This is a genomic window from Paenibacillus antarcticus (assembly GCF_001637225.1).
Taxonomy (GTDB): domain Bacteria; phylum Bacillota; class Bacilli; order Paenibacillales; family Paenibacillaceae; genus Paenibacillus_AQ; species Paenibacillus_AQ antarcticus.
Genome location: NZ_LVJI01000054.1, coordinates 1 through 16,673, shown reverse-complemented (window position 1 = coordinate 16,673; position 16,673 = coordinate 1). Strand labels below are relative to the sequence as shown.

The 16,673-nt window shown below is 40.0% G+C and carries 17 protein-coding genes; 2 read left to right on the top strand and 15 right to left on the bottom strand.

Translation table 11 applies throughout. From position 1 onward, the window contains the following. Positions 1-18 precede the first annotated feature (18 nt). The 4 genes from PBAT_RS22920 to uidA all read right to left on the bottom strand — a co-directional run bounded on the left by PBAT_RS22920 (position 19) and on the right by uidA (position 5,559). Positions 19-1,170, bottom strand: coding sequence for a Gfo/Idh/MocA family protein (locus PBAT_RS22920; protein WP_188017027.1), 1,152 nt, complete (start codon positions 1,168-1,170; stop codon positions 19-21). Between the two features lie 2 nt (positions 1,171-1,172). Beyond that, entirely contained in the window at positions 1,173-2,060 is an 888-nt protein-coding gene (locus tag PBAT_RS22915) for a sugar phosphate isomerase/epimerase family protein (RefSeq protein WP_068652990.1), read from the bottom strand. A 68-nt stretch (positions 2,061-2,128) separates the two neighbouring features. Next, positions 2,129-3,541 (bottom strand): MFS transporter, encoded by a 1,413-nt coding sequence (locus PBAT_RS22910; protein ID WP_068652989.1) that lies wholly within the window; start codon positions 3,539-3,541, stop codon positions 2,129-2,131. Positions 3,542-3,759: 218 nt separating this feature from the next. Continuing rightward, positions 3,760-5,559: a beta-glucuronidase gene (uidA, locus tag PBAT_RS22905; RefSeq protein WP_068652988.1), complete on the bottom strand. Its 1,800-nt coding sequence runs from the start codon at positions 5,557-5,559 to the stop codon at positions 3,760-3,762. Between the two features lie 110 nt (positions 5,560-5,669). On the opposite strand from uidA, the gene PBAT_RS22900 reads away from it, so the two are divergent. Both PBAT_RS22900 and PBAT_RS22895 read left to right on the top strand, forming a co-directional pair. Further along, positions 5,670-6,905, top strand: a complete 1,236-nt coding sequence (locus PBAT_RS22900) for an AraC family transcriptional regulator (protein WP_084403321.1) — start codon at positions 5,670-5,672, stop codon at positions 6,903-6,905. A gap of 91 nt (positions 6,906-6,996) precedes the next feature. Continuing rightward, a complete protein-coding gene (locus PBAT_RS22895) occupies positions 6,997-7,575 on the top strand; it encodes an LURP-one-related family protein (RefSeq protein ID WP_068652986.1) in 579 nt (192 codons plus the stop codon). Positions 7,576-7,653: 78 nt separating this feature from the next. On the opposite strand, the gene PBAT_RS22890 is transcribed toward PBAT_RS22895, so the two are convergent. The 11 genes from PBAT_RS22890 to PBAT_RS22840 all read right to left on the bottom strand — a co-directional run. Further along, the gene (locus PBAT_RS22890; RefSeq protein WP_068652985.1) at positions 7,654-8,088 is read right to left on the bottom strand and encodes a MarR family winged helix-turn-helix transcriptional regulator; all 435 of its coding nucleotides are present in this window, start codon (positions 8,086-8,088) and stop codon (positions 7,654-7,656) included. 144 nt (positions 8,089-8,232) lie between these two features. Beyond that, positions 8,233-9,270 carry an NADH:flavin oxidoreductase/NADH oxidase gene (locus tag PBAT_RS22885; RefSeq protein WP_068652984.1) on the bottom strand — a complete coding sequence of 346 codons (1,038 nt, stop codon included), beginning with the start codon at positions 9,268-9,270 and terminating at the stop codon, positions 8,233-8,235. Between the two features lie 252 nt (positions 9,271-9,522). Then, positions 9,523-10,869, bottom strand: coding sequence for an LLM class flavin-dependent oxidoreductase (locus tag PBAT_RS22880; protein WP_068652983.1), 1,347 nt, complete (start codon positions 10,867-10,869; stop codon positions 9,523-9,525). Between the two features lie 25 nt (positions 10,870-10,894). Then, on the bottom strand, positions 10,895-11,707 hold the full coding sequence (locus PBAT_RS22875; RefSeq protein WP_084403320.1) for an ABC transporter permease: 813 nt from the start codon (positions 11,705-11,707) through the stop codon (positions 10,895-10,897). Next, positions 11,704-12,555: an ABC transporter permease gene (locus PBAT_RS22870; RefSeq protein WP_068652982.1), complete on the bottom strand. Its 852-nt coding sequence runs from the start codon at positions 12,553-12,555 to the stop codon at positions 11,704-11,706. The genes PBAT_RS22875 and PBAT_RS22870 overlap by 4 nt, the downstream gene beginning before the upstream one ends. Before the next feature lie 31 nt (positions 12,556-12,586). Further along, positions 12,587-13,597, bottom strand: coding sequence for an aliphatic sulfonate ABC transporter substrate-binding protein (locus tag PBAT_RS22865; protein WP_068652981.1), 1,011 nt, complete (start codon positions 13,595-13,597; stop codon positions 12,587-12,589). 35 nt (positions 13,598-13,632) lie between these two features. Continuing rightward, positions 13,633-14,406: an ABC transporter ATP-binding protein gene (locus PBAT_RS22860; RefSeq protein ID WP_068652980.1), complete on the bottom strand. Its 774-nt coding sequence runs from the start codon at positions 14,404-14,406 to the stop codon at positions 13,633-13,635. Between the two features lie 274 nt (positions 14,407-14,680). Next, complete coding sequence (locus tag PBAT_RS22855; protein WP_068652979.1) at positions 14,681-15,286, bottom strand: TetR/AcrR family transcriptional regulator; 606 nt, start codon at positions 15,284-15,286, stop codon at positions 14,681-14,683. Positions 15,287-15,411: 125 nt separating this feature from the next. Further along, on the bottom strand, positions 15,412-15,843 hold the full coding sequence (locus PBAT_RS22850) for a BclA C-terminal domain-containing protein (RefSeq protein WP_068652978.1): 432 nt from the start codon (positions 15,841-15,843) through the stop codon (positions 15,412-15,414). Positions 15,844-15,969: 126 nt separating this feature from the next. Beyond that, on the bottom strand, positions 15,970-16,254 hold the full coding sequence (locus tag PBAT_RS22845; RefSeq protein ID WP_068652977.1) for a DUF4183 domain-containing protein: 285 nt from the start codon (positions 16,252-16,254) through the stop codon (positions 15,970-15,972). Positions 16,255-16,342: 88 nt separating this feature from the next. Continuing rightward, positions 16,343-16,673, bottom strand: a 331-nt coding sequence (locus PBAT_RS22840) for a DUF4183 domain-containing protein (protein WP_068652976.1), incomplete at its 5' end; no start/stop codon positions are given.

Below are 16,673 nucleotides of genomic sequence, written 5' to 3'. Positions count from 1 at the left end.
TACTTCTTAAGCTGAATACTATGAATTACTTTTTTCATCTTCAATTTTTTTGTTTAATTCAGCTAAATATAGATCTTCATCAAATGGAATCTCTACTTGTTTCCCTAGAAAGCTAGAAAGATGGATGGCATTTGCTAATCTAACACCATGTATACCATCGCTACCAGGTGCGATTAATGGTGTTCCGTCTACAATATTTGCTGCAAAGTTTTCTAATACGGCTATATGCTGAGCACCCCATACACTTTCAAATTCGAGCACTTCCTCACTATATATTTCAGATGCACCTTGACCCATGAAAATTTTCATAACATCTTGCATGCTCATGCTAGAACTCATTTCTGCCTCGGGTTTAATTAGTCGTTTAATCGTAATCTTCTTGCTATCATCAACTACGATTTTACCTTTATCGCCTAAAATTTCGAATCTGTCCGTACCCATAACGTCATGTGTACAGGTAATAAATACACCCGTCGCCCCATTCTCGTAGTCAAACATAGCTGTTACTTCATCCTCAACCGCGATCTTTCTTTGATAACCAAATTTCACATTGGAATATACCTTCGTCGGCATACCGCAAATCCACTGAAGCAAATCTAATTGATGAGGTGCTTGGTTAACAAGTACCCCGCCGCCTTCGCCGCCCCAAGTTGCTCTCCACTCACTTTGGTCGTAGTAACCTTGTGGTCTCCACCATGTTGTAATCAACCAGTTCGTCCGACGGATCTCACCAATTTCACCACTATCAATCAAGGATTTGAGTTTTTGATAGAGTGGATTGGTTCTCTGATTGAAGAATATTGCAAAGGTCAACTCAGGTTTTGTAGCTGCATATTCATTTAATTCTTGAACTTGTTTCGTATACACACCAGCAGGTTTTTCTACCAATGCGTGTATATTTCTCTTTAATGCGTTAATGCCCATCTCAGGGTGTAAATAGTGAGGGACACAGGTTACGATAGCATCAACGTTATTACTATCCAGCATTTCGATGTAGTTGTCATAGAAAGGAATGTCCGGATACTTCTCTGCACACATTGCCTTTTTATCTGGGTCGATATCACAAATAGCCCCAATTACCATGTTGTTAACTTTACCTTCTGCTAAAAATCCAGCATACAATCCACCTTCAGCACCAATACCGATAATCCCCAATTTTACGATGTTCATCATTATTTCCCCCTACCCTCTATACTTTCAAGGATTTGTAGTAGTGACTCATATTGCATCCGATAACCGTCCGCGCCATCTATTCCCTTGTTATCCTTTATTACTTCAGAAGCATCCTCAAGCTCTAAATCTTTTAAAGAATCGAATAAAACTAAGTGTGGTTCTAATGTTAAAAATCCCTTGTATCCGCTTTCAATAGCTTGCGTTAAGATCTCTCGTATTTTCCCTTCCCCTGTGCCACAGACAACATTTTGGCTGGTTGTTGAAACAGCATCTTTTATGTGAATATAAACAATTTCTTCTTTAAGTAGCTCGTAGCATTCTTGAGTATCCTCATCGCACTGTACAAAGTTAGCAAAATCAAAAATCGCCTTAAAATGTGCGGCATCCACCCCTTTAATCATTTCGTAACAGCGTCTTGCAATGTCGCCAAAGATATCCTTTTCATTCTCATGTAATAAGATCACATCGTATTGTCTCGCGATAGCGGCATATTCCTTTAACTTATTTATGACTTCAACTCGATAATGATCTGCATTCTCTCCTTTTGGAATATAGAAGCTGAATATTCGGATATATTTACAATTTAATATATTGCTAATCTGACACAGCCTATCCAACATGACCTTTTGGTTGGCAAATCCCTCTTCATCGTTGATAAACACTTTGCCAATGGGAGATCCGATAGAGGAAATATTCACGCCCCATTTGTGAAGCCTCGGTAGTACAAGCTCCTTAATCTCATCTACAGTAAAATCTCCAATGTTTCTTCCATCGATACCGCGCAATGAAATATATTGCATTCCGAGTGTTGTTACAACTTCAAGCTGAGTATTGAAATCAGACGAGATTTCATCTGAGAACCCTGAAATCATTAAATTATGATTCATTTGTAACTACTCCTTCATCCGTCATATGGGCTCACCCTTAAGGTGGGCCCATATTCAGCGTATTCTATCTATACTTTAATTTCTCTTTTACTAGCTAAATCCTTCGTAAGTTGAGTCGTACGTTTCTTAGACAATGGGTAGAGGAATGCTAATATGATGAATACCACTAGGAAGACGATGCCTGGAACTAAAGTAGCTATCGTATGAATCCCATTTAGTGCGCTTTGTGTTTGTACCTTGAGCGATGCATCATATCCAACCGACGTCAACGCAAAACCACCGAGACCACCCGCAATCGCTTGACCCACTTTACGAGCAAATGAATATACAGAATACACGGTTCCGTCTTCTCGTAAACCTGTTAAATATTCATGATAATCGATCACATCTGTTACGAATGCCCAAACCACTACACTAAAGAATGCATATCCAAATGTACCCACAGTTGCAAACGCCATAAATTGGATTGCAGTTAAGTTGGGTAAGAAATATAGAAGAATATATACAATGGCTGAAAGTAACATACCCACTGCTGCTATTTCCTTTTTACCAAATTTAGATACCAAAGGTTTGGCTAACGGAAATACAATGAACATCGCAGCCATTTGAACAAGTCCTACAATACTTAATATCGCTGCGTTTCCGAAGTAATCTTTATACAAATACACGTTTACTGCACCCATAAGCATGCTACCCATCATGAAAATCAGTGATCCTGAAAGGATTGAAATAAGTGGTCTGTTTTTCATAATCGCTTTTAATGTTATACTCAAATTAGTTTTTTGAACTGTAGTTTCAGAAGCAACAACACGTTCAGTAGATAATTTATAACATGCCATATAACAAGAAATGGATAGAACTCCAAAAATAATAGCGCCTAAAGTAAACCGGCCTGCATCTGCTTTATTGTCTACAAATAGTATTAATGGTCCAGCTACACTAATGATTAATCCAGCCAACGTAGCACCCATCGTTCTGAAGGTCGATAAACTTGTACGTTCAACAGGATCGCTCGTAATGACAGACGCCATAGAACCATAAGGAATATTTACTGTGCTATATAAAGTTCCCCATAAAATATATGTAACAAAAGCATACGCCAGGTAAAATCCATCTGACATCCCTGGAATATATACAAACATTAAAACGCCTGAAATGACAAGTGGGAACGACATTCTAAAAATCCAAGGTTTGAACTTACCATGTTTACTAGGCTTTCTCGTATCAATGAACCGACCCCATGTTACGTCCGCAACAGCATCCCACAACCTTGCAATTAAAAAGAGTATCCCTACACTGGCTGCACTAATACCGAAAATGTCAGTATAATAAACCATCAAGAAAGAACTTACTAGAATAAAGAAGAAATCATTACCGAAATCACCTAATAAATAACCAAGTTTATCCTTCAGACCAAATTTTCCTGCTTCCACATTTGTAGTTACTATTTTTGTTGTTTCTAGACCTGGAACTGGACTCATTCTAACCCCTCCATTATATTAATCAAATTTCAGCAAATTCTCCTCTAGTTGTTTACCAGATTCAGCTATATTCTAGAAGCTGCAGCCATATGAAAGCGCTTACTAAACAATAGATTTAGAGATTTCTCCACCTTTCATTCACTCAAAGATACGTAAATGTCAGGAAGGAGAAATTGGCCTCTGATCTATTAAAAGTTGAACGTTATACTATAAGTATTTTATTTTTTATATCCAAAGTCTGGAATATTCATCCATCTCTTTCGTAACTCATGCGCCGCATATTTCGGTTTTCTATCACGTGTAAAAATCCCCTTCTTATTTCCTTGCACGCGTAGAATTCCTTGGCTCGTACTAAAGTCAGCAAAATTCCATACTTGTTCACCGATGAAGTGTTCAAACTCATCAAAAACTTCATGATTTGCTCGTAAATACTCAACCTGAAACTCTTCTGTAAACATGACCGGGTCAATATCATGCAGTCCAGTAACCGTATCTGCTCCATACTCGGTCATCATAATCGGTTTGCCTGGGCAGCGTTTGTACCAGCCTTTAAATTCATTACGTAGATTCATCTTAGCCATTTCCATATCCCCACCATTGACGTACCATCCATAATAGCGATTTAAGGCGAGTACATCGACAAGCTCAGCGATCTTATCTGTAACAGGCGTTGACATCAAATGAGTTACGATCGTTACCGGTCTCTTTTGTGGATCATATTCTTTGGTCAGCTCCACTAGTGGTTTGAAATATTCATAAGCTCCTTCTTCTTCGGAAGCAGGTTCGTTCGCAATGGACCACATGACCACGCAAGCATGGTTTTTGTCTCGATCGATCAGTTCACGAATGATTTCCTGATGATATTCACCAGTCTTTAGCTCTTTCCAAGTATCTCTTCTACTTCCGCCTCCCATCAAAGTAGCTGCGAAGTTCAAATGTAAGCCCACAGCAGGCGTCTCATCAATCACGACAAGCCCTTCTTTATCAGCCAATCTCATTAATTCTTCGGAATAAGGATAATGTGCCGTCCGGAATGAATTGGCGCCAATCCACTTCATCAATCGGAAATCAGTTACATTGACCGCTTCGTTAAATCCTCTTCCATTTATATGAGAATCTTCATGTTTACCGAAACCTTTGAAATAGAATGGCTTGTTGTTGATGAGGAACTGTCCATTCTTCACTTCAACCGTTCTAACGCCGAAAGGTTGCTCATACACGTCGATGACTTCATCATCCTTCGATAATGTTACCTGAAGGCTGTACAAATACGCATTCATCGGTTCCCATAATTTCACTTCACTAATGTTAATGCTGCCTTTATGGCCGCTCAGTTCTCCAACAATAGTGCCTTTTTCATCAACAATACGAGCATTTACCTGAGCATCGCCTACAATATCTACTTCATATTGAACGATGCCACTGTCATCTTTTATATCTGTAACGACAGTCACATCTTTAACATAGGTCTGAGGCGTCGTATATATTTTCACAGGTCTATGAATACCTGCATAGTTGAAAAAATCAAAATTCGGCGTATTTCGGATGACTTTTCCAAGACCAGGTACTTCTTGCTCACTATAAGATCCAATAGGTAATGTGGTTTCATCCACAATATTATTAACTGCAACAGTCACACGATTCTTTCCAGTCTCTAAGAAAGAGTTGATTTCTGCTTCGAATGGCGTAAATCCGCCTTTATGTTCAACAACTAGCTGACCGTTTACATACACCTTTGCTGTATGCGTTGCTGAACCAAATCGTAACACGATCCGCTGTGTCAACATTATTTTGGGAATAACAAACTCTCTTTCATACCATACAAAACCTACATGATTACGAACATCAGATGTAATTCCCACATCATTATAAGATGCAGGCACTGCCATATTTATAGTATCTGTAAGCTTTGCTTCGTACCACTTCTCATTAAGCCCCTCACCTTTATCTAATTTGAAATTCCAAATTCCATTTAAATCAATAATGCCACGAGAATCCGTTAAAATTGGATACAACAATTGAGGTCACTCCTTTTTAAATTCAATATTGTAAGTGCTTACAAAATGAGTATAATCATATTTAACGGATCCAAGAAGGATTTAAATTGCTATTTCAGGACTAAATTAACATGAAGAGAGTTGGTTATATCATGGTCGATCATCTTCAAATGACATCTGCGAGCATCAGTATTTTTCATTTAATCAATACCAATACATTCATATTAACTATAGATGGTTCTGTACATTTGGCCCATGAAAGCGATCAATTACCCGAGTTCTTACAAGGAATTCAACAAAGAGACTTCATCTTCCTCAGCGGACAAACAGTTCACAATAAGCAATGCTGTATGTACACGAACGAACTGGGCCTTACTTATTTATCATGTATCGTTGAGTTCGAGGGGGAAGAAGCAAATATTTGGGTTGTTGGCCCCTTTCTAATGCAAATCCCAGATGCACATAGAATTAATGCTATCTTCCATACGGAACTAAACAAACGAGATGTTATGTTAGATTTCGTTCGAAGTTTAAAAATGTTTAGCATCTCCAGAATACAGAGTATCGTAAACATTCTGAACAATGCAGGATCCATTCCTCAGATTCCCTATCGCACTTTGAATTCACAATTCTTAGAATCAGATCCATTCGATAAGAACAATATGCAGCATATTTTAAGGCAACCGGACGAAAAGGATACTAAAGTTATTGAAATAAGATACGAAATAGAGAGTGAAATCATGAACGCGGTGGAAAACGGGGATAGATTAAAAATGCAGGAGATCATGTCGAAGTCGAATAATTTGTTTGATTTCTCTGAACGTCTTCCGAATCAACCTGTTCGAGCCATGAAAAATATGTTAATTGTTTTTAATACAACGTTACGCATAGCTGCGGAGAAAGGAAAGGTACATCCTTTTTTTCTGCATCACATTTCAGAGAAATTCGCCAAACAAATCGAACGTTCTGATAGTATTAATTCCCTTAATTTATTATTTGAAGTTATGCCATTAGAGTATTGCGATTTAGTCAAGGATCGCGCCATTTCTGGGTATTCTCCCTTAGTGAAACAAGCCGCGCAGTACATTAAAATCCATTTCAGCAAACCGTTGAACCTGAAGCAATTAGCACAATACTGTCTCGTGCATCCTACGCATTTGTCGAGACAATTCAAAAAAGAAATGAATATGACACTAACCGATTTCCATAACCGAATGCGAATTGACGAAGCTAAACTTCTCCTGAAAGATAGCACTTCAATCGATCGCATTGCCGGCTATGTTGGTTTTGATGATGCCGGATACTTCACACGTATATTTCAGAAGCTAGAAGGCATGACACCTTCCAAGTATAGAAAAACAACTTGAGTTAAATATTCAGAAGCAATTCTATAAATACCCCTTTATTATGAAAATATGAGATAATAGACACAATCTGATTCCAAAGGAGAATGTCGTTATGAAAGAACGTTTTAATCATTCCAATTATTTGGTTCGCAAGCAATTCTTCAGAATATTTGGGGAAGCATTTCATATTTATGATCCTCAAGAGGGGCTTGTCTTCTATGTTAAGCAAAAGGCTTTTAAGCTAAAAGAAGATATTCGGGTATATAGTTCTGAGGATATGAATGAAGAAGTTCTCGTCATAAAAGCACGATCACGGATTGATTTCTCCGCTACATACGATGTCTTTGACCCTATTTACAACGAATCAGTTGGTAGCTTTAGAAGAAAGGGAATGAAGTCTATTCTGAAGGATGAATGGATCATCCTCGACAATCAAGAACGAGAAGTCGGACTTATTACAGAAGATAGTATGATACTAGCTCTACTCCGTAGATTTCTATCCAATCTCATACCGCAGACGTATGTTGGAACAATCGGGCAACACGAGGTGCTAACTTTTAGTCAAAGATTCAATCCTTTTGTCCAAAAGATAGAGTTAGATTTCTCTATGGATAGAAAGCAATTGCTCGATCGTAGACTCGGGATTGCCGCTAGCGTCTTACTTAGTGCAATCGAGGGCAGACAGGATTAAATATATAAATAACGCCCAGATATAATTATATATCTGGGCGTTCATGTAATTAGTTAATGTAATCATATTGTTAAATTCTTATTGTTGTTTTATCTGGAGCATTTGTCGTAGCAACTGTTCTAGATCCTTCACAGGTAATGCCTCTGATAAAATTTCATTAACAGTTACTTTTGCTACGTTGAGCTTATCTTGCCCTATTTGTGTTAAAGAGGTATAGATACTTCTTCTATCATCATCGCACGCATGTCTCTTTAAAGCCCCACAGCCCTTTGCTTCAAATCGGCTAACGAGTCTAGATACGGCACTTTGACTCAAACCTACCATTGACTCCAATTGTTGTAACTTCAGCTTCATATCTGGAGCCTCATATAAGAATAACAGCAAATAAAATTCTTTCAATGACAATTGATGTTTCTCTTGCAAGTTCGTTTCCAAAGTATTAGCTACGTTCATTTGGATATGCGTTAATGCTAACCAGTTGTTTATAAGTTCATTGTTAAGGACATTCTTCATCTCATAATTCCTTTCCTAGACATCAAGCGATTGACTTCTCTGATCATATTATAACATCACAATCGCGTTCTTGTATAAAGAAAGAGACACGCTTTGGCTTTCGTAGCGAGTCTCCATCAGTTATCAAGTTATTCAATTATGTCTTTATCTTGTGATTCTAGGAAAGCCAAATTCATACTGCTTCGGAATATCTATCTCTTTTTGAAGTTGAACCGCAGCCTCTAGCGTCCAATAAGGATTTCTTAACATTCCCCGTCCGATTGCGACAAGGTCCGCATCCTCATTCCCTATAACGGCATTGGCAAGAACAGGTTCATCCAATCTCCCCACCGCAATCACCGGAATATTTAGACTCTGCTTTATTTCTCTAGCCAATGATACCTGATAGGCCGCATGTGTGCCCGGTTTACCCGCAGCTGCAATTGCTCCTTCACCACCTGCACTGACATGGAACATATCTACTCCTGCTTCTTTATAAGCTTCACTGAATTCCAGGCTTTCGTCAATTCCATATCCACCAGCTACATATTCCTTAGCAGAAATTCGCATGATCAACGGCATGCCTATCGGCATTTCACTTTTTGCTGCACGAATAACTTCCGTTGCGAATCGGTTTAAGTCTTGTCCGTATTCATCCGTTCTAAGGTTAGTTAGAGGAGATTGGAACTGATGAATGAGATAACCGTGCGCACCATGAAGTTCTATAACATCAAATCCAGCTTGCACAGCCCTGTTTACACCCTTGCGGTATTTCTCGACCATATCTTGTACTTCTTCAGTTGTTAGTTCTCTTGGAATTGTAGAATCTGAGTCAAAAGGAATTGCAGATGGCGCAACAGGAACTACCGCATCTTCCGCCTTACGTCCAGCATGCGCAATTTGAATTCCCACTTTTGCACCATACGAATGACATGCCTCAACAATTCTAGCTAAAGCGGGAATTTGTTCATCTGACCAAATACCAAGATCGAAATCGGTAATTCGGCCATCAGGATCAACATCAGTCATTTCAATAATAATTAGACCTGCTCCACCGATCGCTCGACTTACATAATGCATATAATGCCAATCCGTAGCGATTCCATCTTTATTGGTTACTGAATATTGACACATCGGAGGCATAACCACACGATTTTTTAGGTTTAAATCCATTAATTCATAGGGGCTAAATAAGTCCTTCATGTTATATCTCCTCTTTGTATGATTTATTGAATTTCATTCTGTTCATATAAACCAATATTTAATCAAAACACTTAAATGTATGCTCATGCATGTAAATATATCGAATATCGTAGCTTCTGTCAACTACTACTGCAAAGTCAATAATAGTGGCTTACCACACTCACACTAAATTTCTATTAGTTCCTCAGCATATCAAAACCTCCAACTCAGCGTTTACTCACTTCATTGGAGGCTTTCTTTATTTCATATTTATTATAGTAAAATTTCTTCTTGTTGCTGAAAATGACCGACATTCGGACGCTCAAGTCCTAGGTGATCACGAAGTGTATTGCCCGTATATTCCGTACGGAACAGTCCACGCTGTTGCAAAATTGGAATAACATGATCTACGAACTCATTTAAGTCCCCCGGTAGAACCGGCGGCATAATATTGAAGCCATCGCAGCCATATTGCTCGAACCATAATTGCATCAGATCAGCCAATTGCTCATAGGTTCCGACGAACTGCAAATGCCCGCGAGCTCCAAGAAGACGGCGACCAAGTTCAAGTATGGACAATTTATCTTTGCGAGCCATATCCATAATCAACTGCACACGGCTCTTCATGCCATTCGATGCATCGACCGGATTTGGGATCTCTGGGAGTTGACCTTCAACAGGATAACCAGATAGGTCAAAACTTAGCATACCCGATAACATCATGACAGCTGCTGTTGGTGGAATCAGTTCTTGTAGCTCCTTGTACTTCTGTTGCGCTTCTTCTTCAGTCGCTCCGATTATTGGAGATAATCCTGGCATGATCTTCAAGCTTCCACGTTCACGACCGTATTTAGCAAGCTTCGAATTTAGGCCTTCATAGAATGCTTTAGCTGCTTCGAGTGATTGCTGAGCAGTGAAGATAACTTCCCCGAAGCCAGCAGCGAAATCCTGCCCTGGGCCAGAAGAACCAGCTTGAATAAGTACCGGATAACCTTGAGGAGGACGTGGTACGTTAATCGTACCTTTTGTGGAATACCAATTCCCTTTGTATTCAATCTCTTTCACCTTCGAAGCGTCAGCAAATTTCCCCGCTTCACGATTAACGATAAGTGAATCATCTCCCCAACTATCCCATAGACGTGTTGCTACTTCGACGAATTCCCTTGCCATTTCATATCGAAGACCATGCTCTGGATGTTCAGGTTTCCCGTAATTATTTGCTTCGAGATCCAGTTGCGAAGTAACGATATTCCAGCCTACTCTACCGTTACTAATATGATCAAGTGTTGCGAATTTACGTGCTACATTATAAGGCTCGTTATATGTAGTCGATACCGTTGCTGTTAATCCTAGCTTATCTGTCACTGTAGACAGTGCTGACAACAACGTCAAAGGTTCCAACATGCCCGAAGCAGCGTCTTCCACACCACGAACGTACAGTAAATCTGCTAGAAACATCATATCGAATTTGCCACGTTCCGCTGTCTGTGCCAGTTCTTTGTAGAATTTAAAATCAAATAATCGCTCTGCCCCTGATTCTGGTTGACGCCATCCGTAATGATGATGACCTGTATAATAAATAAATGCACCTAAATGAAGCTGACCTTCTCTTGTTCCCATGATGAACCCTACCTTTCGTTTTCAATCATCCTTTGTACGTATCTCGCCAATGAAGCCATTTCTTCTCTAAATATCGAACACCCGAATCTGAGAACTTGCCCACCACGGCAAATATGATAATGCCGACAAACACAATATCCGTCTGAGAATAGCCCCTTGCATCCTGAATCATATATCCGACACCTGCACTGGCCCCCATCATTTCTGCGACGACTAATACCAACCATGAGATGCCAAGTGACAGTCGTACACCAAGTAGAATATTCGGAAGTGCTGCGGGAATAATCATCTTACATAGCAGTTGCCATCTCGTATATTGAAAAATGCGTGATACCTCAAAGAGCTTCAGATCCACACTTCTAATACCGAGAAATGTATTTAAGTACACGGGGAAAAATGCACCCAGCGCGATCATAAGTACTTTTGAAAACTCACCAATACCGAACCATAAAATAAACAATGGTATAAGTGATAATAGAGGAATCGTTCGAATCAATTGCAGGGATGTATCAAGCGTACGTTCCACTAATTTACCAAGTCCTGTTGATAAACCGATAAGTAGCCCAGCAATTGATCCTAACAGAAATCCTTGAGCAGCTCGGTAAACACTTATTCCAATGTACTCGAATAGTTCTCCATTCATCGTCAATCGTGCGAATTGTGCCACAACACTAATTGGAGAAGGAAGCATCGTAGCAGAAATGTTCCCTATATCCGATACTAACTCCCAAATGACAACGATAATTAGAGGGAGAATCCAACCGTGTAATGGCTTGGGAATTCGGCTTAGCCAACCGTCACGCTCATGCTGCTTCTTGACCAATACCTGCTCGCTCATGACGATCCCTCCCCCTTATAGCTATCCTGCCATCGTAACATTCTTCTCTCAATTAACTTCACAAGCGAATCCGATAATTTACCTACGATAGCAAATACGATAATTCCGACGAACACTACCGAAGTCAGTGAGAAGGATCGGGCATCATTAATCAGAAATCCGATACCTGTGCTAGACCCCATCATTTCCGCAACCACAAGTCCAAGCCATGCAACGCCAATAGATAATCGGATGCCTAGAAAAATATTAGGTAATGAAGCAGGTATAATGAGCTTTGTGATCATCTGCCATTGGCTGAACTGTAACACTCTTCCAACATCAAACAACTTTCCGTCAACGGAACGAATACCTAGAAATGTATTCACATACAGTGGGAAAAAACATCCTTTGGCAATCAACAGTATTTTCGAAGCTTCACCAAATCCGAACCATAGAATAAACAACGGAGCGATTGCCAAATGTGGCAGTGTACGAAGCATCTGTAAAGATGGATCAAGCAATCTCTCCGTTTTATAGGAGAACCCAACCCATATCCCTGCGGCAAGACCTAGACCTCCTCCTAACAAGAAACCGAGTAGCGCCCGCCAAGCGGAAACACCTAAATGCATTGCTAGTTCACCTGACGCCGTCAAACTTACGAACTCTTGCATGATTGTGCTAGGCCTTGGCAAGAGAATAGGATTCAGCTTGCCTAACGCCCCCGCCCCCTCCCATACAATGAGGAGAATGACTGGGAGGAGGATACTTAACAGCGCATTAGATACCTGGATTGAAAGGCCACGGTTCTTCACCCTACTTTTCTTCTTAATTAACGGAGTGACAACCGATTTCTCTATGCCCACCTGCATAATAACGCCTCATTTCATCTAGTCTTCCTACCTATTTCAAAGGTTCCTTGTCTGCTGCTTCGATGTACTGATTATCAATAATTGTGGAAACTTCAATCTCTTTCCGTATATTCTTGCTTTCAAATTGAAAATCCGCTGTCTTCTGAAGTTCTTTAGAGATCTCGTCACTAACTGGAATATTGATGGATTTCGATCGTGTAAGGGTTCCTTTAATAACTTCAACGGGGATATTACGTTCCTTGGCATAACGATCAAGAGCTACATCCTGATTGGCTTCTTCCCATGCAAGTGACTTATTCAATACTTTCAAATACAACGTTACAAGCTCGGGATATTTGTTAGCGAATTCTTCACGTACAATGTAAAAGGAAGGAGATAATATACCACTTTGCTCACCATCTGTTAGAACTTTGCCTTTCCCAGTTAACGTATTAATCGTAATGTACGGGTCCCATGTTGCCCATGCGTCAACGCCTCCTGATTCGAATGCCGGTTGCGCTTCATCTGTCTGAAGTTGAATAATCTCCAAATCTGAATCCTTAAGACCAGCATCATCCAAACTTCTATATAAGAAGTTGTAAGCATTACTTCCCTTAGCAACTGCAACCTTCTTCCCCTTCAGGTCAGCTAGCGATTGAATCGTACTGTTGGTTGGTACAATAATGGCAACATTGTTCTTACCATCAATGGCTTGAGATATTACTTTAATTGGAATCCCTGCTGCTTGTGCAGCGATGACTGGCATATTTCCTAACCCAGCGAAATCCAGCTTATTCGAAGCCATTGCTTCCGTCATTGGAGGTCCACTTAGAAATTCAGCCCACTCGACTTTCACACCCAGCTTCTCGAACTCCGTCTCATACCATTTCTCTTCTCGCGCTTTACCGAACAATCCACCACTGCCCTGCACTCCAATCTTAACGGTCAGTCCCTCATATTTGTTCTTCGCATCAGTGCCTTCCGTCTTCTCCGAGTTCGCGCACGCTGTAGTAAATACGGATAATATTAGCAACACAATCAATAAGGTACTGTAACGTTTCATGGTTTTACTCTCCTTTATAATTGAAAGATATTTGTCTATATACCTGCTCCAACATCAATCGTCGGTTCTTCTACCTTCTCAAACTCGCTTAACACCTTGTGGCGCAACTCCTGAAACGAACTACTCGACCTTTTCCTTGGAAAAGGAAGATCGATGGGCTGAACACTTCGGATATGTCCAGGCCGTGGATTCATAATAATCACGCGTTGGCCAAGAAATACCGCTTCATCTAAGTCATGTGTAACGAATAACATCGTAGTTCGGTTAGTCTGCCAAATATCGAGCAAGACTTCTTGAAGATGTGCTCGTGTAAATGCATCCAACGCTCCAAACGGTTCATCTAACAGCAATACATCTGGATTTCGCAGTAATGCTCTTGCAATGGCTACACGTTGTGCCATACCACCAGACAATTCCCGAGGATACGATTTCTCAAATCCGGTCAGACGAACGAGTTCGATAAGCTCGGTAACTCTTGTGCGCGTTGTTGGATCCTTAAGCGATAGATTCGCAGCGATATTCTTCTCTACCGTAAGCCATGGAAATAATCGAGGTTCTTGAAAAATAAATCCCTTCTCAATACTTGGTCCATCAACAGGTTTACCATTCAACACGACCGCTCCGGTATAATCCGTATCTAGTCCAGCAACAATCTTGAGCAAGGTGCTCTTACCACACCCACTGGGGCCTATAATCGTAATGAACTCGCCTTTCTTCACCTGCAATTGGATGTTATTTAATGCGATAACGTCTCCCGTGGGTGCTGCGAATGTTTTATTCAACTTGTCGATCTTGAGCATCTCCGTCATCAAAGAAATCTCCTTCCCAGTAATTACATTATACTTACCGACTTACTTGGTTTTAATATTAAAAAAAAGTGCTTCTCATCTTTAATTATTCGTTATGTATCTCCAGCTATCTGGTCGATGCGACAACTTCATGTCTAACTATTTCACAAACTGAATATCGATTCGGTTTGTTGTGGATTATTTTAACAATAACATTCATCACATGTCAAACTATTTTTTTCAAAAAAAAGCCTATTTCTTGTCTGTTGAAGACTGGTAAGAACGATTCCTTGATTTAACGCTCCGATGTCGACAAAAACAACCTAATAATATTCTCAGGTTCAATCTGAATTGGTATTTCATAACCTGGTGCCATCTGAAGTGTTAGCCCTTGAATTAAGCTTACGAAATATAGAGCCAACTGCATCGTGTCACCCTTGATAATAACGTTAGCGGTCTGTCCTTGTTGCATAATCACCGCTATTGGCTTCAGGTTCTCTGTAAATCTACGAGTGGCCGCTTCTCTGATCTCTGGGTTGACCGTTTCATTCGTCCGAATACTCTCTAACATGATCGTAAATGCCCAGTTAATCGAAGTCTTAAGCCAAATTGTGCATATCTCAGTCAACTTGTCGCGAGGATCTATATCCAAAATAGAATACGATGTGATCATCTTTCCATATTCGATCTGTCCTCTGCTCAGTACCTCACTTAATATTTCGTCCTTCGAATTGAAATAGTTATACACATTTCCGATGCTAAGCTGAGCTTCGCTAGCGATATCCTTGATACCTACGGAATCGATTCCTCGCTTGGCCATCGCCTGAAGCGCAGCATCTAATATATGATCCTTCCGTATTTCACGCATTTGCTGATCTCTCTCTACGTTTCTTGGTGACACAATGTATTCCCCCTTTTTACTAGTCAAGAATATATCAATAGTCTGTACTATCATAATCATATTTCACAAATTATTAAAGATGTATAGCTATCGTAACTATAATACCCTCTGCTATCTGGGACCTGTCATAGTTTTTTGAGAATAACAGAAGCGTTTACGTTGGTTTGTGTCCCACCGGCCAAGGTCTGAAGGCCAACCGCTGCAGCTGAACTTTGATTTCGTAGAGTAAGAACATCCCCGGTGGTAAGAACTATTATAGCCTGACCATTGTTTTGCTGAGTGCCGGCACCTGAGCCATATACGGTTCCCATAACCAGGCTACCATTCAAAAATAGAGCGAATTGGTTCGGCTCTACACTCGTCACGGAAAAACTAATCTCATACTTACCGGAAATGCTAACAACAATCTGAGCGGTTCCAAGATCATGTGTGATGCCAGGTGAAAGAATACCATTTGTATCAAAAATAATGTCGGTCTCTATAGGAATAGTCTGGGCACTCACATTATAAATAACACCAGAAACGATTGGGGGTGGAATAGGATAAATGATCGCCATTTATGTTCACTTCCTTTAATTGTATGGTTTCGCAGATATGTACTAACCTAATACCCAAAGGCTTAATAAATGAATGCCGACACTCCTCAACAATATTAATTGTCGGCATTCAATCATTAAAGAAGATTAGTTTACAACAAATTCGATTACAATTGGCGTCGCCGGGTCAAGTGTGTCACCATCCGGTATGGTGATCACGGTAGTGGTAACTGTTGAAGTATCAGCTGATTGAATCTGTGCATTAATATAAAGATTGTAATACGCAGGTGCAGTTGGGAAGGCCGTTGCAGCAACACCGATGTCATTGGTGGTTGCTGTTGCAAGAATATTATATGCAGCACCGACACCTGTTCCGTCTCCTGCTGTAGCAGTAAATCTTCGAGCAGCCATAAAGGGTTTTGTAATTGGCATTTATATCACCTCTCTTCTTAGAATCTCTATTAGTAGATGTCAGAGATAGAATAAAGGGAAGGGCTACTCGTATGATTTTAAGCACATTTCAAGAGATTACTTGAGCAAAGAATTGGATTATTTCAAGAATAATGGGTGTACCCGAAAATATTGTTTGATTATTTATATTAATGGTCAAGGCATTTTCATTAAAGCTATATAAACTGTTTACTTGTAATATCCCATTGATGTAAAGATTACTATAGCTATTTTGACCCATGTCTGGAAAAGCCGTTATGAATGTTCCCTCATCGTTAGTGAATTCATTCGCTGGAATAGTTACAAGGGACTGAGTATCTGAGAGCACATTATAAAAATATCTTTGAGCACTCGGCAAGATGATTATGTTAGGGAGAACGACAGATCCCGGTGGTCCTGTA